Raw genomic sequence first — 19,522 nt, 5'->3', positions numbered from 1 at the left:
GGCGTCACGCCTCGTCCAGGCCGATATCCAGTTGCATCACCGAATGGGTCAAGGCTCCCACGGAGATGACGTCCACGCCGGTCGCGGCGATGCCTGCGACCGTGCTCAGGTTCACCCCTCCCGACGCCTCCAGCACCACTGATCCGAAGGCGCTGTCTCGCACGCGCCGAACCGCCTCGGCCATGTCGTCCAGGCTGAAGTTGTCCAGCATGATGACGTCCGGCCGCTCAGGCAGGACCTCGTCCAGTTGATCCAGACCGTCGACCTCGACCTCGACCTTCATCAGGTGGGGTGCAAAGGCCCTGGCCCGGCGAACCGCCTCGCCCGCCCCGCCGCAGACGGCGACGTGGTTGTCCTTGATCAGGACGGCGTCATCCAGCCCGAAGCGATGGTTCAGCCCGCCGCCGCAGGCGACCGCGTGCTTCTCCAGCGCCCGTAGCCCCGGCGTGGTCTTGCGGGTGTCGGCGATGCGCGCCCTGGTCCCCTCGACCGCCCGCACATAGGTCCGCGTCAGGGTGGCGATTCCGCACATCCGGCCTAGCAGGTTCAGCGCCGTCCGCTCGGCCGACAGCAGGGCGCGGGCGTTCGCCTCGACCGCGATCAGCACAGCTCCGGCCTCGAACGCCTCGCCGTCGGCGACCGTCACCGTCACCGTCGCCAGCGGGTCCAGCGCGTGGACGGCGATCCGCACCACCGCACCGCCCGCCATCACCCCGGCCTGACGCGCGCAGAAGACGGCGCTGAAGCGGGCGTCCTCGGGGATGCAGGCCTGCGCCGTCACATCGCCCGTTCGCCCCAGATCCTCGGCCAGCGCCAGGCGCACTACGGGCTCAATCAACAGGTCCGGCAGGGTTCGGGTCACGGAAACGTCCTTCATCATTCAGATCACGGCCGCCAGGGCGGCGAGCGTCGCCGCCCTGGCCTCTTCGTCGCGCGTGGGCGTCGTCGCCGCGCGCATCCGCGTGTGCTCGGCCCTCGGCAGGCTGTCGGGGAAGTCGCGGCGATAGTGGCCGCCCCGACTCTCGCGCCGGTTCAGCGCCCCCTCGGCGACCAGCCGCGCCGCTGTCAGACAGGCCGCCGCCGGATACGCCTTCGCCAGGTCGTCGATCAGGACCAGCAGCGCCGTCAGTCCCGCCTCGTCCCGCACCACGCCCGCATGGCGCGTCATGGCCGCGCGCAAAGCCGCCAGCGCCTCGGGCGGCAGATCCGTCATCGCCGGCGCCGCCGTCAGCGGCCGCCGCTCGGGCTGGACCTCGCCCGCCGCCGCCCGGCCCGCGCGCCGCCCGAAGGCGCCCGCCTCCAGCAGGGAGTTGGACGCCAGCCGGTTGGCCCCATGCACCCCCGTCGCCGCGCACTCGCCGATGGCGAACAGGCCGGGGACGGTCGTGCGCCCCTCGTCGTCGGCGACGATCCCGCCCATGTGATAGTGAGCCGCCGCCGCCACCGGAATGGGGCTGACACGCGGGTCCAGCCCGGCCCTCATGCAGGCGGCGAAGACGGCCGGAAACTCATGTGGAAAGGCCTCGCCCACCGCCCTGGTCGCGTCGAGGAAGGCGCCGCTTCCAGCGACCCGCGCCGCGTGCACCGCCCGCGCCACGATGTCCCTCGGCGCCAGATCGGCGTCCGGATGATCGCCCAGCAGGAAGGCGCCGTTTCCATCGACCAGCCGCGCCCCTTCGCCGCGCAGGGCCTCGGTCGCCAGCGGCGCCGGGTCCAGCCCCACGTCGATGGCTGTGGGGTGGAACTGCACGAACTCGGGGTCCAGAATCTCGGCCCCGGCCTGATACGCCAGCGCCAGCCCCTCGCCGCGCAGGGCCGACGGATTGGTCGTCGCCTCGAACAGGCCGCCGACGCCGCCGGTGGCCAGCACCACCGCTGGCGCGAACACCTCGTCCAGACGGCCCCCGCGCCGCTCGATCACCGCACCGCGCACCCGGCCGTCGACGTCCCGGATCAGGCCGCGCAGCCGCCCGTCTTCCCAGATCTCAATGGCCTTTGCCGCCCGCGCAGCGGCGACCACGGCCGACAGAATGGCCCGGCCCGCACCGTCGCCGCCCACCCGCGCCACGCGCGGCAGGCTGTGCGCCGCCTCCAGACTGACGGAAAAGCCGCCGTCGGCGTCGCGGTCGAAGGGCGCCCCCAGCGCCGCCAGCCACTCGACGGTCTCGCGACCCCGCATCGTAAGGGCGCGCGCCGCCTCGGCCTCCACCAGACCGGCGCCCGCGCCCTCGGTGTCCTTCGCGTGCAGAGCCGCGCTGTCCTGCGGCGACAGGGCCGCCGCCAACCCGCCCTGCGCCCACGCCGAGGAGCAGGCGTTCAGCAAGGGCTCGGGCGTGACCACCAGCACCCGGCCGTCCGGCCCCAGCGCCCCGGCCGCTTCCAGCGCCGCCGACAGCCCCGCCAGCCCGCCGCCGATGATCAGAGGGCCGTCATGCCGGATGCGCGCCATTCGCCTAACGGCCTCCCACGCCGAAGAAGCGCAGGCCCATCTCCAGCGCCGGTTCGACCGCCCCGCCCGTCAGCGGCAGCAGGGCGCCGATCGCCGCCGCCGCGCAGATCACGGCCGTCAGCAGATAGAGGGCCAGACTGCGCCCCGCCTCGGGCCAGCTCAACTGCCCCCACGCCGCACGCCACACGCCGCGCTTCAGATGGCCGAACACCGCCAGCCCTAGAAAGACGGCGAGGATCAGCCGCCCCGTCGACAGCCCCCACCACACCGCCAACCCGCCGACGGCGAGCAGGGCGACCTGCTCAAGCCGCGGATGCACCCGTGTCAGCACCGGCCCCAGCGCCTTGGACCCGTCCAGCGGCGGCGCAGGCAGCAGGTTCAGCAGATTGATCATGGCGATGAAGAAGGCGCCCATCAGCCATTCCGGCGACTTCATCGCCAGACCCACGGCCACGAAGGGGATCATGGCCAGCAGGCCGAACGCCGGCCCCGCCAGCGACACCAGCACCCCGTGCCATTCGCTCTTCGGCGCGCGCTGGCCCTTCGCCAGCCCGCCCAGGAAGGGGATGATGTAGATGCGCGCCGGACCCATGCCGACCCGGTTCATCGCCAGCACATGGCCGTACTCGTGCACGAACAGGCCGAACAGCACCGCCCCCGCCACGACCCAGCTGCCGGTCAGGAACCACAGGAAACCCGCCATCAGCAAGGTCGAGACCACCGCCCATACGGGGTGTTGGCCCTTGTCCTCCTGCGGCGTTTCATGGCGCGCGCTGTAGCGCGGCGTCTCGCGCGCGGGCGCAGGCGCCGTCTCTTCCAGCCGCGCATCCCAGGGTCCGGCTCTGCGGCCGCCGGGGGGAAGGGTGTTGTCTGTGTCGCTCATGGGTTCGAACTGGGCGCGCGGCGACGGCCCCGCAACGGGCCGCGTCGCCGCAGGGCCATCAGATCAGCTCCACATCGACATGATGCCGCGCCTTGACCAGATCATAGCGTGCTGGCTTCGACGGCGGCGGCAGGTCGATCATCCGCTGCACCGCCAGAGCCGCCTTCTCCAGCATGTCCTCCGGCACCGTCACCTCGAACTGCATATGCAGCAGACAGTCGCGGATGTTCTCCAGCGTGATGCGCTTCATGTGCGGGCACAGGTTGCACGGGCCGACGAACTCCACCTCGGGCACGTCGCCCTTGATGTTGGAGGCCATCGAGCATTCGGTGATCAGCACCACCCGCTTCGGCCGACGCTTTTCGACATACTCCGTCATGGCCGCGGTCGACCCGGCGAAGTCGGCCGCACGCAGGATCTCTTCGGGGCATTCGGGGTGGGCCAGCACCTCGGCGTCCGGCCAGGCGTCGCGCATGTCGGCGATGTCCTGCGTCGTGAAGCGCTTGTGCACCTCGCAGTGGCCCGCCCAGGCGATGATGCCCACCGTCGTCTGGGCCGCCACGTTGCGCGCCAGATATTCGTCCGGGATCAGGATGACCTTATCGACGCCCCACTCCTTCGCCGCCCATTCGACGACCTGAACGGCGTTGGCGCTGGTGCAGCAGATGTCCGTCTCGGCCTTCACATCGGCCGTAGTGTTCACATAGGTGACGACCGGCAGGCCCGGATGCCGCTCCTTGATCAGCCGCACGTCCGCCCCCGTGATCGAGGAGGCCAGCGAACAGCCCGCGCGCAGGTCGGGGATCAGCACCGTCTTGTCCGGCGACAGGATCTTGGACGTCTCGGCCATGAAGTGAACGCCCGCCTGAACGATCACCTTGGCCCTGGACCGCGCAGCCTCCTTGGCCAGCCCCAGGCTGTCGCCGACATAGTCGCCCACGCCGTGGAAAATCTCGGGCGTCATATAGTTGTGGGCCAGGATGACCGCGTCGCGCTCGCGTTTCAGCCGGTTGATCTCGCTGATCAGCCGCGCCTGTTCGGGCCATTCCAGCGGCGTGACGTGGTCCTTGACCTTGTCCCACACCGAGGCGGTTTCTTCCGCCAGTTCCTTCGACAGACCGAAAGCGCCGTCCGCCATCGTCCCTACTCCCTCAACGGCCATCTGCGCGGCCCCGACTTATGCTCAGACTTAGCATAAGCAGGCGTAATGTAGGCCGTTCCGCACACGGCGCAAGGGAAATCGCCTCAGTCCTCGAGGGTGAACAGGGCGTGCAGCGGTACGCCCAGCGCCTGCGCCAGCGTCAGGGCCACCAGCACCGACGGGGTGAAGACCCCGTTCTCCACCGTGTTCACCGTCTTGCGCGACAGCCCGGCGCGGTCGGCCAGTTCCTGCTGCGTAAGACCCGCCGCCGTGCGCGCGGCCTTCAGCTTCACGACCAGTCGCGGATCAGCCACCGGCGGCCCGCCGGTCCAACTGCCAGTAACGCAGCCCCGCCGCCGAGGCCGTGACGAACATCAGCCCCGGCATGGCCGCCACCGCTGCCTGCGGCTTCCAAAGGCCGAGGGCGAAGACCACAACCATCCCCGCCAGAGCCACGCCCAAAGCCAGACTCAGCGCCGAACGCCGGAATGACAGAGTGAGTTCGTCCTCCAGCAACCGCTTCATCTTTCTGTCGCCGGGATTGTCGAGGCCCGCCACCACCAAGAGAATCGCCACGGCGCACAAAGGTCCCAGCCCCACCATCATCCAGTGCAGGGCTTCAGCCTGACGCCCGGCGATCGCCCAGGCGGCCTCGATGCTTTTCCAGGTCGGAAACAGAATGAGCAAAGGCGCATAGGCGCCCCAATAGGCCCGCTGGCTTTGCAGACTATCGCGATAACCGCCCCTGGCGTTCTCGACCCGGATGGTGTCGCCGTCAGGCAGGAAACGTCCCGCCAGAGAAAAGGAGGCTATGACGGCGCCCAGCCCCGCAAGGGCGAGCACGACTCCGACGAGCGCCATCCAGCCTTCGCCGCTCTTCGCAATGCCAACGCCCAGCACGCCCGCCGTCGCGCCAACCCCGCCGAGCGCCGCCACCATCTGCAAGCGCCGCACCCGACGCCGCTCTTTCGCCTTGGCTTGTTTCAGATCGTCGTCCATCGGCGCTTCCTGTGATACCTACAGGTTACATATCACCTATGGGTTACATGACAAACGCAATCGCCATCGCTGACATTCCGAACAGGCGACGAAACGACCTACAGGTCGCGCATCTGCTTTTGCGCCGCGCTGAAATACTGCCAGCCGGTCCACAGGGTGACGATCGCGGCCAGCCAGATCAGGGCGTCCGAAAACAGCTGGAAGTGCGGCAGATAGTCGAACGGCAGACCCCAGCCGTCCCAGTTGCGGGCGAACAGCTGGCAGCCCAGGGCCACCATCTGCAGCGTCGTCTTCCACTTGGCGGCCAGGGTGACGGGCAGCTTGATGCGCCCGGCCATCGTCTCACGCAGGGCAGAGACGGCGAATTCACGGAACAGGATCAGGCCGCAGGGAATGATGATCTGCTGCACCGAGCCGCTGGTCAGGACGCCCAGCACGGCGCCGGTGACCAGTATCTTGTCGGCGATGGGGTCCAGGATGGCGCCCCAGCGCGTCTCCGCTTTCCAGCGGCGGGCCAGATAACCGTCGATCCAGTCCGTCGAGGCGGCGATGACGAAGATCCAGAACCCCGTCCGGTACATGGCGAACTGGTCGTCCGGGCTCAGCCAGGCCGAGACGAAGGGGAAGCCGCTGGTCGCCCCCGCCAGCAGCAGGAACATGACGATCCCCGCCGCCAGTCGCAGGCTGGTCAGGATGTTGGGGATGGCTTTGTAGGCAGGGGCCATGACGTCTTCCGTTGCAACACGCCGGGTGTGCCACGGTTCGCGGCCAGAGGCGAGGGTGGCGTCAGTCCAGCCGCTCGAACCGTCCCGGCCCCGTCAGCTTGGACAGAATGCCCAGCGCGATGCCGAAATGCAGGCCGCTGAGCTTCAGTTCGCCCGCCGCCTCCTTCTGCGCGATCCAGGGGAAGGTGCGCAGGTTGTCCAGCGACAGGCGCACGACGGCCTCCTCGGCGGCGCATTCGACCTGTTCGGCGGGCAGGGTCTCGACAGCGCGGCGCACGCTGGGGGCGGCCTGCTCGACCCAGGGGGCGACGAAGTCCTGACAGTTGGCGGGGGCGCCGTTCAGCATGGCGTTCACCCCGCCGCATGAGGCGTGGCCCATGACGACGATGTGCCGGACCTTCAGAACATTGACGCCGAACTCCAGCGCCGCCGAGACGCCGTGCAGCTTGCCGTCCGGCTCATAAGGCGGGACCAGATTGGCGACGTTGCGCACGACGAACAGCTCGCCCGGCGCCGTGTCGAAGATCAGGGCCGGATCGGCGCGGCTGTCGGAGCAAGCCACGACCAGGGTGTGCGGCTTCTGGCCGTTGGCGGCCAGGGCCTCGTATTCGGCGTGTTCGGACGGCCACCTGTTCGCGCGGAAGCGATGGTAGCCCTTGGTCAGTTCGGCGATCATGAGATCGTTCCTAGACCCGCGACGCTTGGTCGCTCAACCCGGAATCTTCGTCTCTCATGACTTGTGAAAGAAGCCGTGGATGCGCTCGGCCAGGGCCTGGCTGACGCCATCCACCTTGGCCAGATCGGCGACCGAGGCGCGGCTGACGCCCTTGGCCGAGCCGAAGGCGTGCAGCAGGGCCTTCTTGCGCCCCGGCCCGACGCCGTCGATCTCATCCAGCGGATTCTTCTTGATGTCCATCGAGCGGCGCTTGGCGTGGGCGCCGTTGGCGAAACGGTGCGCCTCGTCCCGCAGCCGTTGCAGATAGTAGAGCGCGGGGCTTTTCAGCGGCAGCATGAAGGGCGCCTTGCCAGGCATGAAGAACTTCTCCAGGCCTGCGTCGCGGTCCGGACCCTTGGCCACGCCGACCACGGCGATGTCGTCGACGCCCAGATCGGCCATGACGGCCAGCACCTCGGCCAGTTGGCCCGCCCCGCCGTCGATCAGCAGCAGGTCGGGGCGCTCGACCGCCTCGCCGGCTTCCTCGTCCTTCACCAGCCGTCCGAAACGGCGGCGCATGACCTCGCGCATCATGCCGTAGTCATCGCCGGGCGCCAGGTCTTCGCCCTTGATGTTGAACTTGCGGTACTGGTTCTTGCGGAAGCCCTCAGGCCCCGCGACGATCATGCCGCCGACGGCGTTGGTTCCCTGAATATGGGCGTTGTCATAGACCTCGATCCGCTCGGGCCGGGCGTCCAGGCCAAAGGCCTCGCAGACCTCGTCCAGAATCTTGGACTGGGCCGAGTTCTCGGCCAGCTTGCGGCCCAGCGCCTCGCGGGCGTTGGTCAGGGCGTGATCGACCAGACTGGCCTTGCCGCCGCGCTGGGGGCGGGCGATCTCGACCCGATGTCCGGCCTTCATGCTGAAGGCTTCCTCCAGCAGCTCCAGCTCGTGCGGGCGGACGTTGGACAGGATCAGGCGCGGAATCGGCTTGTCCTCATAAAACTGGCCCAGGAAGGCGGCGAGGATTTCCGGGTCGCTGTCGCTCTTGTCCACGCGCGGGAAATAGGCGCGCCCGCCCCAGTTCTGACCCGCGCGATAGAAGAAGACCTGGACGCAGGCCTGACCGCCCTCGGCATGCAGGGCGAAGACGTCGGCCTCGGCCACGCCGTCGGCGTTGATGCTGCTTTCCATCGAAATGGCCGACAGGGCGCGAATCCGGTCGCGCACGCGGGCGGCGGTCTCGAAGTCCAGGTCGTCCGACGCCGCCTGCATCTCCTGCGACAGACGGCCGATGACCGCGCGCGACTTGCCGCGCAGGAACTGTTCGGCCTCAGTGACCAGCTCGCCGTAGTCCTCAAGGCTGATCAGGCCGGTGCAGGGCGCCGAGCAGCGCTTGATCTGGTGCAGCATGCAGGGGCGGGTGCGGGTCTCGTAGACGCTGTCGGAACAGGACCGCAGCAGGAAGGCCTTCTGCAGCGTGTTCAGCGTGTGGTTGACCGCCCAGGTCGAGGCGAAGGGGCCAAAATAGTCGCCGGGAATGGTGTGGGCGCCACGATGCTTGCGGACCTGGGGCGCGCGGTGGTCGCGGCGGATCATCAGCTCGGCGAAGGACTTGTCGTCCCTCAGCACCACGTTGAAGCGCGGCTTCAACTTCTTGATGAAGTTGGATTCGAGCAGCAGGGCCTCGGTCTCGGAGGCGGTGACCACCAGCTCCATTGAGCGGGTCAGGCTAACCATCAGGCCGATGCGCTGGGTGTGGAATCGCCCTTGCGCATATTGAACCACCCGCTTCTTCAGCGACTTGGCCTTGCCGACATAGAGGCAGGCGCCGTCCTCGCCGTACATGCGATAGACGCCGGGCTTGTCAGGCGCGCGCCGGGCCTCGTCCGCGATCAGCTCGGCGGCCTGAAGCGGAAGGGGGTTCGCCTGCGAGACGGGCGTCTCCGGAATGTCTGGCGTCGGATCGGTCATCAGGCCGGATATAGGCTCAGCCGCGCCGGACCAGAAGCACCCCGCCGATCACCAACAGCACCCCGGCGATGCGGGTCAGGCTGATCGGTTGCTGCGGCACGCCCATGACGCCGAAATGATCGAGGATCAGACTCAGCGCCAGCTGGCCCGCCACCATTAGGGTGATGGTCAGCGCCACGCCGATCTTGGGCACGCCCCAGGCGGCCGCCACCACGAAGACGCAGCCGTAAAGCCCGCCCATCCAGGCCCAGGCAGGCAAGGTCTTCATCGCCTGCACGTCCGGCCGCGTCTGTAACGCCATCGCCAGCACGCCCAGCGCCACCGTCCCGACGAAGAAGGAAACGAAGGCCGCATTGACCGGCGAGCCCACCGCGCTGGCCAGCCGCGCATTGGTCGGCCCCTGCAGGGCGGTGGCGGCGCCGCCGATAATCATGGCCAGCAGGGCGAGGACGGGTAACTGCATCGGCTGTCTCACCAGTTCGGATCGGGCGCGGCGCCGCCGAAGATCTCGGCCAGTCGGGCGCGGGTGGCGCGGGTCGTATCTTCGGGCAGCGCATCCGGATGGAACCAGCCGATCTCGGCGATTTCGCCGTGACTGGTCCGCTCGGTCATGTCGAAGGCGTCGATGCGGAAGACCAAAACATGATCCCCCGGAAAGAAGCGTTCATTGGAATGAACCGACAGCAGGCGCGGCTCGCCCCTGACGATCAGCCCGGCCTCTTCGCGCAGTTCGCGGATGACGGCGGCTTGCGTCGTCTCGCCCCGGTCCACCCCGCCGCCGGGCAGCCACCAGCCCTCCAGATAGGTGTGTTTGACCAGCAGCACCCGGCCCTCGCCATCAACCGCCGCGCCGCGCACGCCCAGCGTCATGCCCCGGCTCATCCGCGACCAGGCGAAGAACAAAGGCCGGGTGAAGGGTTCGATGCGGGTGCGCCAGTTCGCCATGCGCGAACGATAGGCCGCGGTCGGGCGGCTTGAACAGGGGCGCGCTTGCCCCTATTCGGGGACAAAATCAGGAGCTGCACCATGCTGGCCATCGCCACCATCTTCGTTTTCATCGCCGTCATCGCCGCCGTCAACTATTACGAGTTCGGCCGGGTTGACTGAGTCCGGGCGCGCGGACGCTCCTTCGACGGCTCAGTTCAAAGGCGCTGCGCTGGTCACCGCCGCTTCGGGCCGGATCGGCGCGGTGCTGGCCAAGGCGGCCGCTCAGGCAGGCTATGACGTCGTCGTCCACTATCGATCCGACGCGGACGGCGCACAGGGCGTGGTTCAGGCGATCGAGGGCATGGGACGGCGCGCCATCGCCGTTCAGGCCGAGCTGACGGACCCCGACGCGCGCGCCGCCCTGATGGATCAGGCCTTCGCCTTCGGGCCGTTGCGGGCGCTGGTCAACAACGCCTCACTGTTCGTCTATGACCAGTTGCAGACCTTTCAGGAGGCGGATCTGCGCCTTCATCACGAGGTCAACGTCCTGGCGCCGCTGGCCCTGACCCGCGACTTCGCTGCGCGCCTGCCTGAGGCGGACGAAGGCGTGGTGATCAATATGCTGGACTATAAGGTCACGGCCCCGAACCCCGACTTCTTCTCCTACACCGTCAGCCGCGTCGGCATCGCCCACATGACCGGAGCCCTGGCGCTGGCCCTGGCGCCGCGCATCCGGGTCTGCGGCATCGCGCCGGGCCTGACCCTGCCCTCGGCAGGGTGGCCTGAAGCCGACTATCAGGCCGGAGCCGAGGCCACGCCGCTGAAACGGCCCGTGCCGGTCGAGGATCTGGCCGCCGCCCTGACCTTCATCCTGACGGCGCGCAGCCTGACGGGGCAGAATCTGGTGGTTGATGCGGGCGCGGCCCTGACCCGCCGCGACCGCGATCTGGAGTTCGCCTGAACCATCATGGCCGAGCCTTCAGGCTCGGTCGCGTTCGCCGCCACATGACCTTTATTTGTCGATAGGTTGGTGCTTTAGCTGCCGCCGTTCACCCTGAGACCTTCATGCCCGCTGTCCGTTTCACTCGCCGCTTCTCGATGGCGCACCGGCTGATCGCCGATGCGGGGTCGAAATGCGCCGTGCCGCATGGACACAATGAGTTCGTGACCGTGACGCTGGAGCCGATGGCCGAAATCGATTTCGGCGGCGCCAACTATGCGGCCTCCTTCGAGCGGCTGAAGGCGCGCTGGCACGGCTTCGTCGACCGCAGCCTGGACCACGCCTTCCAGCTGAACCGCGCCGACCCCCTGCTCGGCTGGTTCCAGCAGCATGAACCGCATCGGCTCAACCAGGTGCTGACGGTCGACGGCGACCCGACGACCGAGGCTCTGGTCATCGCTCTGTGGCGAAAGCTGGAAGCCATCCTGTCGGCCGAGCATCTGCCCTTCCGCCTGGCCGAGCTGGCCATTGAGGAAACGCCGACCAACACCGTCCTGACGCGCGGCCTGACCGAAGCCGAGCGGGCGTGGGCGCTGGGCGCCTGGTGCGACCGGGCCGATTTCAGCATCAATGATCTTCTGCCGCCGGAGACCTGGTCTTGAGCGCCGTCGTCACCCCCCTGCCCTCCGCCGAGCCGCGCCGCCTGGGCCTGAAGGTCATGGTGCGCGCCCTGAAGGTCGAGGCCTCCATCGGCTTCTACGACCACGAGCACGGACGCCTGCAGCCGCTGTCGGTCGACGTCGAACTGGACCTGGGCGCCGCGCCGGTCGAGCGGCTGGCCGACACGCTGGACTATGACGGCGTCGCCCGCATCGTGCGCGAGCTGGCGGCGGGGCCGCACATCGCCCTGATCGAAACCTTCGCCGAGCGCACCGCCGTCGCCTGCCTGGCCGATCCGCGCGTGCTGGGCGTCGTCGTGCGGGTCGAGAAGCCCGGCGCCATTCCCGATGCGGCGGCCGCCGCCTGCGAAGTCGCCTATTCGCGTTGAGGCTGGTTGCGCGGGGCCGTTCGTCCCGCCATCATCTTCGCCCTGACAAGAGGTTCCGATGGTTCAGCCCGGCGATTACACCAGCAACAGCGGCGAGGCTTCGGCTGGGTTGACCGGCATCTATGCCGGCTATGCGCTGATCCTGCTGGCGGCGCCGACCTTCGGCGTGGCGGCGGCCATCGGCCTGTTGCGCGCATGGGGGCGCTCGGCGCCGGTCGACCCGATCCTGCGCAGTCACTTCATCTTTCAGCAGCGGACCCTGGTAGCGGCGGTGTGCGCCATCGTCGCCGGCGCGGTGCTGATCCTGGTCAACCTGGGCGTCTTCGTCCTGTTCATCATGGCCGTGTGGACCATCGTGCGCGGCGCCCTGGGGCTCAAGGACCTGCTGAACGGACGCCCCATCGCCGCGCCCCGTCGCCTCTTCTACTGAAAGGACCGCCCTTCATGAGCGATCAGAACCCGGCCGCCCCGATTGCGGGCCGCGACGGCGCCGTCGTGGCGTGGATTCTCTACATCCTGTCGATCCCCAGCGCGAACGTGCTGGTGCTGGTCGGACTTGTCCTGGCCTATGTGAATCGCGGCTCGGCGACGGGTCTGGCGGCTCAGCACGTCGAGGCGCAGATCAAGCTGTTCTGGTCCGTCTTCTGGATCAGCGCCATCCTGTGGGTGCTTGTGGCGATCAGCGCCGTGGCCTCGGCCTTCCTGATCGGCATTCCCTTCCTGCTGCTGTTCGGACTTCTTTTGCTGCTGGTGTCGATCTGGTTCACGGTGAAAAGCGTTCTGGGTCTGCTGGCCCTGTTGAACGATCGGCCGGCCTGATCTGACCCCTTCAGGAGGAGCCGCCGTGTCCGCCTTCAAAGACCACGCCGCCGACCACCGTTTCCAGCAGATGTTCGCCGACGCTGACGGGACCGAGCATCTCGTCTGGGCCGAATACGCCGTGCGCGGCCATGCCCGCGTCATCCTGCACGTCGAGGCCCACCCGGCCCTGCGCGGCACGGGCGCCGCCGGCCGCTTCATGCAGGCCCTGGCCGAACACGCCCGCGCCGAGAAACTGACGCTGATTCCGCACTGCAGCTATGCCGTCGCCTGGCTGAAACGCCATTCCGAGTACGCAGACGTACTCGGTTCCTAGTCGGCCGCGGTCAGAAGGCTCCGCCTTGTGGCTGCTTCGCGCCGCCCTTCGGGTCGACCCGACGCAGCCTGGCGCTTCGCGCGGGCGCTCAAGCAGTGAGCGACCGCGTCGCGAGCGGTAGCGCCCTTAGATCAAGGATGACTCTTGGCGACGATGGCCTTCATCGTCTCGGCCTTGGACGGCAGGTCGGCGACCAGGCGGGCGGCCAGTTCGCGGGCGCCGACCGGATAGGCGTCGCCCCCGTCAGCGATCTCCTTGGCCATGTCGGCGGCCTTGCACAGAGCGGCCTCAAGCGCCTCGACCTGTTCGATCGCCAGGGCGCGAGCCTCGGCCTGCAGGCGCTTGACCCGTTCAGCGGTGGTTTCGGGGGCGCGCATCAGGTCGTAGACCTCGGCTTCCGGCGAGGAGACCACGCGCAGAGCCGCGCGGGCGTCGGATTCATTGCTGGACTTGGTCATCGCATCATCTCCTGGCGGCACCATGCCTCATTTTCGCCCTAAGGTCGCATCCCATCTGCAGCCAAGCTGCAAGGACGGCGCCGGATGTTGCGCCAAGGCCGCATCAAGCGCGGAGGGGTTGCAACAGTTCCCCGCCTGTGACGCTCTTTGACAGTGTGGTCCAGCCGCGCTTTCCTGACTGTCGCACAGGGAGACGCTGATGACCCAGACCGTTCCGCCGCCCCGGCCTCCTCAGGGAGAGGAAGGCGAATGGACCCTGCTGCAAAGCCGGGTCGACCGCAATTTCTGGCAGTGGGACCGCCGCCCCGAGCCGACAGCTCCGACCCTGACCCGATTCGTCATCGTCCGCCCGCCCGAGCGCCTCGACTACGACACCTTCGACGAGGCCGAGGCCATGTTCGAAGCGATGGAAGGGTAAAGCCTCGTGAGGCCTTCGCCCCGAATCACAGCGTCCGCGTCGCCAGCGGCGGAGCCGTCGCTACGCTCCAGGCCCGAGGTGCAATCAGAGGACGGTCGCATTTCGCCTCGATTATTGCTCCCTCTTGCGTAATGACCCGCACCGCCGAAGCGGCCATGCAGCGCGCCTGAACAGCGAAGAACATGGCTGTCGCCTCAGCCATCGGATCATGGCCCTCGACGGCCGCGAGCAGCGGGTCGCCCGACAGCACCCCGCACTTGTCGCCCGTATCCAGCCGCACGCCCTGCTCAGTTCTATAGAAGCCTGTGCTTCCCCCGGTGCAGTTCTCTCCGTTCAGATGGAATAGGGCCGCCAAGCGATACTCGTCCGGCGAAGGTTTTTCCTCCAGAACGACCCCCAACGCCGCCAACCCCGCGGCCACGTCTTGCCAACGCTCCGCTCCCGGCCCGTCCATCAGCAGGGCGACCGCACGTTCGGCTTCCGGTCGAGCTCGAAATTCGGCAACGCCGTAGCCCTCGCTCGCCATGCCTTGATCCAAAACGTCCTTCCACAGATCGAAAATATCACGTGCGCCGAATGACGCCTGCCGAGTCTCCAGATCAGCCAGCCACTGCACCACGGTCCCGCAGTCATAGACCGGCGACCCCGACCGCAATCGCGCCGGGTCATAATCCCGGTCGCCCAGCGCCTTGCGGCACCCATTCAACCGCTGCGACAGGGTCTCACGCGCCGCCGCCTCCGTCACCATTCCGGTAGACACCGCGGCCGCCAGGGCGCCGTATTCGGCCCCTCCCTCATGAAGCCAGGGAGCCGCCTCGCCGTCCCGGTTCTCCAGCCGATGCCCATTCCACAGATGAAAAGTCTCATGCCAGACGAAGGTCGCCAAGCTGACCGCCACGTCAGCCGGCGGATTCTCCCAAGCTGAACCGTGGAACCGAGCCGAGATGACACCGCTATCCGTCACATCGCCGCGAAAAGCCATAGGCCCCGGGCTGTCGACAGTGACCAGAAGCGTCGGCTCATAGGGCATATCCCGCCCAAGTCGGGCGCCGTAGAAGGCCTGAGCGGCAGCGAAGCCGTCGCGCATGATCGCGGCCAGCTTCGGCGACACCGTCTCGCCCTGAACCACCCTGGCGCCCGGATAGACCTCGACGTTGCTGTCGGGACCGAGATAGACATAACCCTTCCCCGGTTGCGTCGTCGGCAAGGCGGTCTCGCCCGCTGCGGCGCGCGCGGTCAGTTCGGCGTCCATTCCCTGCAACATCAGGGCGGGTCCGTAGAGAATGCGCCCGGCCCCGATCCGCGTCAGAGCCAAGTAGCCGCGGTCCCGCTCGGTCGCGTCGGGCGCGATCCGAATTTCAAACACCTGAAACGGCTCGCCCCCCTCGACCGCGCCTTCCGCCAAGGTCAGGCCCGGCGTCGTCACCGTCCATTCCGTGCGGACGATGTTTTCGTCGAGAAACGTCACGCGCGTCGTTGGCTCGGTCAAACGCCACGTCACGGCCACGCCGCCGGGAGTCGAGCGCGCCTCGACCGTCGCCGCCTGCTGGGCCAGTGCAGACTTCGCCGCGCCGCACATCATTACCGCCGCCGCCATCATAGCGGCCGTGCGCAGAATTATCTTGTTCATGATCATCCCTACGCCCCTGGGACTAGAGCTTGGCCGCGTCGCGCGCGTCTCGTCAATCGATGTTCACTCGATGATTTCCGCCTCTCCGCCCTGAACGATGCGCACCACGGCCAAGTCGGCGGTGACGTTGCCGAGGGTGCGGAAGATGTCGGGCACGACCTCGACGGCCAGCAGCAGGGGCAGCAGCTCCAGCGGCACGCCCATCGCGATGCAAATGGGGGCGATGGAGGCGAAGAAGCTGGCCTGACCGGGCAGGCCTACCGTGCCGATCGAGATCAGCACCGCCGTCAGCATGGCGGCGAAAAGCTGGCCCGCCGAAGGCTCCAGTCCGAACAGGTGGGCGCAATAGATGGCCACACCCAGATTGGCGACCGGGCTGGTGATGCGGAACACCGCCACCGCCAGCGGCAGGACCAGACCCGCCGTCGCCCGTTTGACGCCCAGTTCGTCGACCGCCCGCTCGACCATGACCGGCAGGCTGGCCAGCGACGACTGGGTGGAAAAGGCCACCACCTGCGCGGGAGCCGCCGCCCGCGCGAACCGGCCCAGCGACACCCGGCCGAAGACGACGGCCAGCGGATAGAAGATCAGGCCGATGCCGATGCAGGCGATGGAGATCAGCGCCACATAGTGCAGCAGCACCCCCGCTGCGCTGGCGCCCGCCGTCAGCCCCACCCCGATCGACAGGGCGAAGACGCCCAGCGGCGCGACGCTCAGCACCCAGCGGACGATGACGATCATCGTCTCGCCCACCGCCTCGAAGAAGGTGATCAGAGGAACGCGCAGCCGCTCAGGCAGTCCTGAGGCCGCAAAGCCGAAGAAGACGGCGAACACCACCATGCCCAGAATAGCGTCCTCGGCCGCCGCGCGGATCGGGTTGGACGGGGCGATGGTCTTCAGAAATTCGCTGAACGGCGCCCCGGCGCCAAGGCCCTCGGCGCTCTCCGGCTTGATGGCCAGCAGCAGGCGCGCGCCCTCCGGGTCGATCGGCCACAGGGCGTGCAGCCCATAGGCCGCCGCTACCGCATAAATCGTCGCAAACACGATCAGCCCCCCGAACCAGGCCACCGCCTTTAGCGCCAGCCGCCCGGTCCGCGCCGCATCGGCGATGGAGGCGATGCCCGTCACCAGCAGGCTGAACACCAGCGGAATGATCGTCATCCTCAGCGCATTGAGCCACAGCTGGCCCAGCGCCTGGATGAAGTCCGCCGTCACATGCCCGCCCGGCAGGCCCCAGCGTTGCGCCGCCGCCCCAGCGACCAGGCCCAGCACAAGCGACAGCAACACAAGCGTGCTGAGAGAGGTCAGAAAGGAACGCGCCGATTTCATCCGACCACGCTAGCAGCCGCCGCGCCGGGCGCCAGCGGAAATCGGCGGAAGGCTCCCCTCCCCCTAATGCGGCGTGCCCGAGTTCGCCGGGTCCAGCGGCAGGCCCGCCGCCTGACGCGCCTTCATCACCCGCAGCCAGCCGTGCATGGCCTCTGAATCCAGCCCGTGCATCATCAGCCGGTAACCCGCCTGCAACGTCGACAGCGCCACCAGCGGATGGCCGTTCTTGACGAAGGCCATGTGGTAGCTCGTGCCCAGAATACGGGCGATATAGATGGCCATCACCTCGTCCAGCTGCAGCGAACTGGACGCCCGCACGAAGTCGTCGCGCGGCAGCATCAGCGCATAGATCGGGGTGTAGAACTCCACCGCCGTCTGCACGTCGACGAAGTTACACCACTTGCGCGGAAACTCCTCGAACGGCGGGAATTCGTCCGAGATCATGGAGAAGTCGATGCGCTCGGGCGGCGTCAGCTCCCGTCCCTCGGCGCGCAGGGCGGCGTTCATCTCGATGACGAAGTTGAAGATGTTCAGGTCGTGCTGAAGGAAGAGGTCCGGCTCGATATCCTTCAGTCGCGTCGGCGTCAGCGGCCACTTCGTCACCTTGTCGCCCACGCCCGCGTTCTCGCGCACGAAGGCGGTCAGCTCGGACCCGACGTGGAAGTGGCGCAGGATCACCCGGTTGCCCTCGGGCGTCACAAAGGTCCGCAGCCCCCAGTGGATGGTCTTGTGCAGCAGGCCGTTCAGGTTCGGATATTTGGGCGAAATGACCCGCAGCACCTTCACCAGACAGAAGAACAGGAACACCAGCGGCCGCGCCATCGGAAACAGCCAGCGCCGCGACCGCGACCGCGCCCCCAGCAACAGGTCGCGCTTGGCCCCGTCGTCGATCGGCAGGCTGTGGTCCAAATACAGAGCCATCCACGGATCGGGATCCTTGGGATCGAACCGCGCGGGGTCGAACGGATCCTCGTGCGGCTTGTAGTATCTCACGCCGCGATCTCCTCGATCTGCAGGGCGTAGAGGCGGGCCGTCACCTTGGCCGTGACGACAATGCGTTCGGCGATGAAGGGATCGGGCAGGACCATGCCCAGCATCTCCTCGAACTCCTTCATGTGCTCGGCGTCGTTGTCGCCGTGATACAGCAGGAAGCGCACCGCCTCGTCGGGCAGGGCCAGCCGCTCCTGCACCTTCAGGCCCCACGGCCGCGCCTTGATCGAGCCCAGCCCCTCGATGATGAACATGGCGCCCAGCAGGCCGAAGGGATCGGGCTTCGACGCCTCATGGAACATCCACGCCGACAGGGCCTCGGACCCGACATTCTTCGGCGCCGACTGAATGTCCTCCAGCGCCCCGCCCGAGGCTGTGAAGTCGGCCTCCAGCAGGCGGAAGTCCCGATGCTCCGTCACCGCATGGCGCATCAGGGTCGAGCGTAGCTCCAGATGATCCTCGCCGATGTTCGACGCCGCCCGGCTCATCCACAGCGCCCCGTCCTTCACCTGCTGGCGCAGGTTGATCAGGAAGGCGTGGTAGTCGGCGACCTCGAACCGCCCCCGCGTCAGTTTGCGGATCAGAGGCGTCGCCTCCAGCCGCTGTTCAAAATCGGCGAAGACCACCGCCAGCTTGCGCAGGGTGTCGGCCACCGCCGCCTCAGCCAGTTGTTCCGCCATCAGACTATCTCCAGCATCATGAAGCCGATCATCGCCCGCCCGCTCTCGGGCACGATGCACAGCACCTTGTCTCCGCGCTTTCCGCGTCCCGACTTCAGGAAGGCGTCCAGCATGACCCAGATCGAGGCCGAGCCGACATTGCCGCTGTCGGCCAACGTCGTGAACCACTTCTCTTCGGGAATCATCGCGGCGGTGCTTTCCAGCAGGCCGACGATCTCCTGACGCAGCGACCGCGCCGAGTAGTGACACAACAGATGGTCGACCTGATCCGGGACGATCCGCCCGGCGTCGACCTTCTCCAGCCAGACCCCGATCCACGCGCGAATGACGATCTTCAGCAGCTCGAAATCCTGCAACAGGGCCACCGCCCCCGCCGCATGGGCCGCCGCCGGTCCGGCGTGGCTCCAGGCGCTGGTCATGTCGGCGCGCGCCTGCGGCGTCGATCCGGCCCACATACAGGGATCAAAACGCCCGGCCAGCGAGGTCATGTCGATCCACTCGACCTTCAGGCTCAGGCCGTCGGGCTTCGGCCTCGGCTCCATCACCACGGCGCCCGCCCCGTCCGACAGGGTGAAGCGCAGGAAGTCCGCCTCGATCCGCGCTCGGCCCTTCTCGTCCACCAGCGCCGTGCCCTCATAGAAGGCGGGCCGGAACCAGCGCGAGGAAAACTCGCCCGCACAGGCCGCGGCCACATCCGCCTCGCCCGCGCGCACGCTCAGCCACGCCCCTTTGGCCGCCATCAGGGCGCTGGCGCAGACCGACTGATAGCTGAACGCCTCCAGCGGCCCCGCGCCCAATTCGGCCTGAACCGCGCTGGCGTGGCCGGGCACCAGATAGTCGCCCTGCGTCGCCGCCGCGCCCAGATGCTGCAGATCGCCCAGGCTCAGCCCCGCCTCATCCAGCGCCGCCCGCACGGCGTCCGCGCACATGGAGGCGTTGGAATGCAGCGGCTGCCCGTCCGGCGTCAGGGCGTAATGCCGCCCCTCGATCCCGTTCCAGCGCAGGGCGCGCCGCCCCACGGCGGACGGCCGCCCGCCGATGCGGCCGATGAAGTCCTCCATCCGATCGTTGCCGATCCGCTCTCCAGGCAGCACAGCGCCGGTCCCGGTGATGAAGACGTCGCGAAGCATACTCATGGCGC

The 19,522-nt window shown here is 68.0% G+C and carries 24 protein-coding genes; 7 read left to right on the top strand and 17 right to left on the bottom strand.

The genetic code is table 11. The annotated features are described in order from the left end of the window. Positions 1 to 4: 4 nt before the first annotated feature. The 11 genes from nadC to D1604_RS06465 form a co-directional block, all read right to left on the bottom strand. Complete coding sequence (gene nadC, locus D1604_RS06515) at positions 5 to 880, bottom strand: carboxylating nicotinate-nucleotide diphosphorylase (RefSeq protein ID WP_119412693.1); 876 nt, start codon at positions 878 to 880, stop codon at positions 5 to 7. Then, positions 881 to 2,449 (bottom strand): L-aspartate oxidase, encoded by a 1,569-nt coding sequence (locus D1604_RS06510; protein ID WP_119412692.1) that lies wholly within the window; start codon positions 2,447 to 2,449, stop codon positions 881 to 883. A 4-nt stretch (positions 2,450 to 2,453) separates the two neighbouring features. Beyond that, positions 2,454 to 3,332, bottom strand: a complete 879-nt coding sequence (locus tag D1604_RS06505) for a metalloprotease (RefSeq protein WP_119412691.1) — start codon at positions 3,330 to 3,332, stop codon at positions 2,454 to 2,456. A 58-nt stretch (positions 3,333 to 3,390) separates the two neighbouring features. After that, a complete protein-coding gene (gene nadA, locus D1604_RS06500; protein WP_119412690.1) occupies positions 3,391 to 4,470 on the bottom strand; it encodes a quinolinate synthase NadA in 1,080 nt (359 codons plus the stop codon). 107 nt (positions 4,471 to 4,577) lie between these two features. Continuing rightward, on the bottom strand, positions 4,578 to 4,787 hold the full coding sequence (locus D1604_RS06495; RefSeq protein WP_119412689.1) for a helix-turn-helix transcriptional regulator: 210 nt from the start codon (positions 4,785 to 4,787) through the stop codon (positions 4,578 to 4,580). Beyond that, a complete protein-coding gene (locus D1604_RS06490) occupies positions 4,780 to 5,472 on the bottom strand; it encodes a hypothetical protein (protein WP_119412688.1) in 693 nt (230 codons plus the stop codon). The genes D1604_RS06495 and D1604_RS06490 overlap by 8 nt, the downstream gene beginning before the upstream one ends. A 98-nt stretch (positions 5,473 to 5,570) precedes the next feature. Continuing rightward, on the bottom strand, positions 5,571 to 6,197 hold the full coding sequence (pgsA, locus tag D1604_RS06485) for a CDP-diacylglycerol--glycerol-3-phosphate 3-phosphatidyltransferase (protein WP_024353697.1): 627 nt from the start codon (positions 6,195 to 6,197) through the stop codon (positions 5,571 to 5,573). A gap of 61 nt (positions 6,198 to 6,258) precedes the next feature. Beyond that, a complete protein-coding gene (locus D1604_RS06480; protein WP_024353698.1) occupies positions 6,259 to 6,873 on the bottom strand; it encodes a carbonic anhydrase in 615 nt (204 codons plus the stop codon). 54 nt (positions 6,874 to 6,927) lie between these two features. After that, positions 6,928 to 8,826, bottom strand: coding sequence for an excinuclease ABC subunit UvrC (gene uvrC / locus D1604_RS06475; RefSeq protein ID WP_119412687.1), 1,899 nt, complete (start codon positions 8,824 to 8,826; stop codon positions 6,928 to 6,930). A gap of 16 nt (positions 8,827 to 8,842) precedes the next feature. Beyond that, positions 8,843 to 9,289, bottom strand: a complete 447-nt coding sequence (locus tag D1604_RS06470; protein ID WP_024353700.1) for a DMT family transporter — start codon at positions 9,287 to 9,289, stop codon at positions 8,843 to 8,845. 8 nt (positions 9,290 to 9,297) lie between these two features. Continuing rightward, entirely contained in the window at positions 9,298 to 9,771 is a 474-nt protein-coding gene (locus D1604_RS06465; protein ID WP_119412686.1) for an NUDIX domain-containing protein, read from the bottom strand. Between the two features lie 154 nt (positions 9,772 to 9,925). Here D1604_RS06465 and D1604_RS06460 point away from each other — a divergent pair, with 154 nt between their 5' ends. The 6 genes from D1604_RS06460 to D1604_RS06435 all read left to right on the top strand — a co-directional run bounded on the left by D1604_RS06460 (position 9,926) and on the right by D1604_RS06435 (position 12,876). Continuing rightward, the gene (locus tag D1604_RS06460; protein WP_119412685.1) at positions 9,926 to 10,714 is read left to right on the top strand and encodes an SDR family NAD(P)-dependent oxidoreductase; all 789 of its coding nucleotides are present in this window, start codon (positions 9,926 to 9,928) and stop codon (positions 10,712 to 10,714) included. Positions 10,715 to 10,818: 104 nt separating this feature from the next. Next, positions 10,819 to 11,355, top strand: a complete 537-nt coding sequence (locus tag D1604_RS06455) for a 6-pyruvoyl trahydropterin synthase family protein (RefSeq protein WP_119412684.1) — start codon at positions 10,819 to 10,821, stop codon at positions 11,353 to 11,355. Then, the gene (gene folB, locus D1604_RS06450; protein ID WP_024353704.1) at positions 11,352 to 11,741 is read left to right on the top strand and encodes a dihydroneopterin aldolase; all 390 of its coding nucleotides are present in this window, start codon (positions 11,352 to 11,354) and stop codon (positions 11,739 to 11,741) included. The genes D1604_RS06455 and folB overlap by 4 nt, the downstream gene beginning before the upstream one ends. Before the next feature lie 58 nt (positions 11,742 to 11,799). Then, positions 11,800 to 12,171 (top strand): serine/threonine protein kinase, encoded by a 372-nt coding sequence (locus tag D1604_RS06445; RefSeq protein WP_119412683.1) that lies wholly within the window; start codon positions 11,800 to 11,802, stop codon positions 12,169 to 12,171. Between the two features lie 14 nt (positions 12,172 to 12,185). After that, positions 12,186 to 12,560 carry a membrane protein gene (locus tag D1604_RS06440; protein WP_024353706.1) on the top strand — a complete coding sequence of 125 codons (375 nt, stop codon included), beginning with the start codon at positions 12,186 to 12,188 and terminating at the stop codon, positions 12,558 to 12,560. 25 nt (positions 12,561 to 12,585) lie between these two features. After that, positions 12,586 to 12,876, top strand: a complete 291-nt coding sequence (locus D1604_RS06435) for a GNAT family N-acetyltransferase (protein WP_119412682.1) — start codon at positions 12,586 to 12,588, stop codon at positions 12,874 to 12,876. Between the two features lie 131 nt (positions 12,877 to 13,007). Here the strand turns inward: D1604_RS06435 and D1604_RS06430 are convergent, their stop codons facing one another. After that, entirely contained in the window at positions 13,008 to 13,334 is a 327-nt protein-coding gene (locus D1604_RS06430; protein WP_003167846.1) for a hypothetical protein, read from the bottom strand. Positions 13,335 to 13,533: 199 nt separating this feature from the next. Here D1604_RS06430 and D1604_RS06425 point away from each other — a divergent pair, with 199 nt between their 5' ends. Beyond that, positions 13,534 to 13,752 (top strand): hypothetical protein, encoded by a 219-nt coding sequence (locus D1604_RS06425; RefSeq protein ID WP_119412681.1) that lies wholly within the window; start codon positions 13,534 to 13,536, stop codon positions 13,750 to 13,752. 25 nt (positions 13,753 to 13,777) lie between these two features. On the opposite strand, the gene D1604_RS06420 is transcribed toward D1604_RS06425, so the two are convergent. The 5 genes from D1604_RS06420 to D1604_RS06400 form a co-directional block, all read right to left on the bottom strand. After that, on the bottom strand, positions 13,778 to 15,382 hold the full coding sequence (locus D1604_RS06420) for a hypothetical protein (protein ID WP_147399883.1): 1,605 nt from the start codon (positions 15,380 to 15,382) through the stop codon (positions 13,778 to 13,780). 63 nt (positions 15,383 to 15,445) lie between these two features. Next, on the bottom strand, positions 15,446 to 16,669 hold the full coding sequence (locus tag D1604_RS06415) for a dicarboxylate/amino acid:cation symporter (RefSeq protein ID WP_233551923.1): 1,224 nt from the start codon (positions 16,667 to 16,669) through the stop codon (positions 15,446 to 15,448). A gap of 105 nt (positions 16,670 to 16,774) precedes the next feature. Further along, complete coding sequence (locus tag D1604_RS06410) at positions 16,775 to 17,704, bottom strand: DUF6999 family protein (protein WP_119412678.1); 930 nt, start codon at positions 17,702 to 17,704, stop codon at positions 16,775 to 16,777. After that, positions 17,701 to 18,441 carry an iron-containing redox enzyme family protein gene (locus D1604_RS06405; RefSeq protein ID WP_119412677.1) on the bottom strand — a complete coding sequence of 247 codons (741 nt, stop codon included), beginning with the start codon at positions 18,439 to 18,441 and terminating at the stop codon, positions 17,701 to 17,703. Before D1604_RS06405 ends, D1604_RS06410 begins: the two co-directional genes overlap by 4 nt. Further along, on the bottom strand, positions 18,381 to 19,517 hold the full coding sequence (locus D1604_RS06400; protein WP_119412770.1) for a beta-ketoacyl-ACP synthase III: 1,137 nt from the start codon (positions 19,515 to 19,517) through the stop codon (positions 18,381 to 18,383). Before D1604_RS06400 ends, D1604_RS06405 begins: the two co-directional genes overlap by 61 nt. Between the last annotated feature and the right edge of the window lie 5 nt (positions 19,518 to 19,522).

Origin of the sequence: Brevundimonas sp. LPMIX5 (assembly GCF_003576505.1) — a bacterium.
GTDB classification, from domain to species: domain Bacteria; phylum Pseudomonadota; class Alphaproteobacteria; order Caulobacterales; family Caulobacteraceae; genus Brevundimonas; species Brevundimonas naejangsanensis.
Note: the sequence above shows the minus strand (reverse complement) of the source record. Positions and strands in the feature narration are given on the sequence as shown.

Excerpts from the sequence above, each read along its gene's own strand:
- nadC (WP_119412693.1), bottom strand. The coding sequence starts at position 880 with ATGATGAAGGACGTTTCCGTGACCCGAACCCTGCCGGACCTGTTGATT.
- D1604_RS06510 (WP_119412692.1), bottom strand. The coding sequence starts at position 2,449 with ATGGCGCGCATCCGGCATGACGGCCCTCTGATCATCGGCGGCGGGCTG.
- D1604_RS06505 (WP_119412691.1), bottom strand. The coding sequence starts at position 3,332 with ATGAGCGACACAGACAACACCCTTCCCCCCGGCGGCCGCAGAGCCGGA.
- nadA (WP_119412690.1), bottom strand. The coding sequence starts at position 4,470 with ATGGCGGACGGCGCTTTCGGTCTGTCGAAGGAACTGGCGGAAGAAACC.
- D1604_RS06490 (WP_119412688.1), bottom strand. The coding sequence starts at position 5,472 with ATGGACGACGATCTGAAACAAGCCAAGGCGAAAGAGCGGCGTCGGGTG.
- pgsA (WP_024353697.1), bottom strand. The coding sequence starts at position 6,197 with ATGGCCCCTGCCTACAAAGCCATCCCCAACATCCTGACCAGCCTGCGA.
- D1604_RS06480 (WP_024353698.1), bottom strand. The coding sequence starts at position 6,873 with ATGATCGCCGAACTGACCAAGGGCTACCATCGCTTCCGCGCGAACAGG.
- uvrC (WP_119412687.1), bottom strand. The coding sequence starts at position 8,826 with ATGACCGATCCGACGCCAGACATTCCGGAGACGCCCGTCTCGCAGGCG.
- D1604_RS06470 (WP_024353700.1), bottom strand. The coding sequence starts at position 9,289 with ATGCAGTTACCCGTCCTCGCCCTGCTGGCCATGATTATCGGCGGCGCC.
- D1604_RS06465 (WP_119412686.1), bottom strand. The coding sequence starts at position 9,771 with ATGGCGAACTGGCGCACCCGCATCGAACCCTTCACCCGGCCTTTGTTC.
- D1604_RS06455 (WP_119412684.1), top strand. The coding sequence starts at position 10,819 with ATGCCCGCTGTCCGTTTCACTCGCCGCTTCTCGATGGCGCACCGGCTG.
- D1604_RS06445 (WP_119412683.1), top strand. The coding sequence starts at position 11,800 with ATGGTTCAGCCCGGCGATTACACCAGCAACAGCGGCGAGGCTTCGGCT.
- D1604_RS06440 (WP_024353706.1), top strand. The coding sequence starts at position 12,186 with ATGAGCGATCAGAACCCGGCCGCCCCGATTGCGGGCCGCGACGGCGCC.
- D1604_RS06430 (WP_003167846.1), bottom strand. The coding sequence starts at position 13,334 with ATGACCAAGTCCAGCAATGAATCCGACGCCCGCGCGGCTCTGCGCGTG.
- D1604_RS06425 (WP_119412681.1), top strand. The coding sequence starts at position 13,534 with ATGACCCAGACCGTTCCGCCGCCCCGGCCTCCTCAGGGAGAGGAAGGC.
- D1604_RS06420 (WP_147399883.1), bottom strand. The coding sequence starts at position 15,382 with ATGAACAAGATAATTCTGCGCACGGCCGCTATGATGGCGGCGGCGGTA.
- D1604_RS06400 (WP_119412770.1), bottom strand. The coding sequence starts at position 19,517 with ATGAGTATGCTTCGCGACGTCTTCATCACCGGGACCGGCGCTGTGCTG.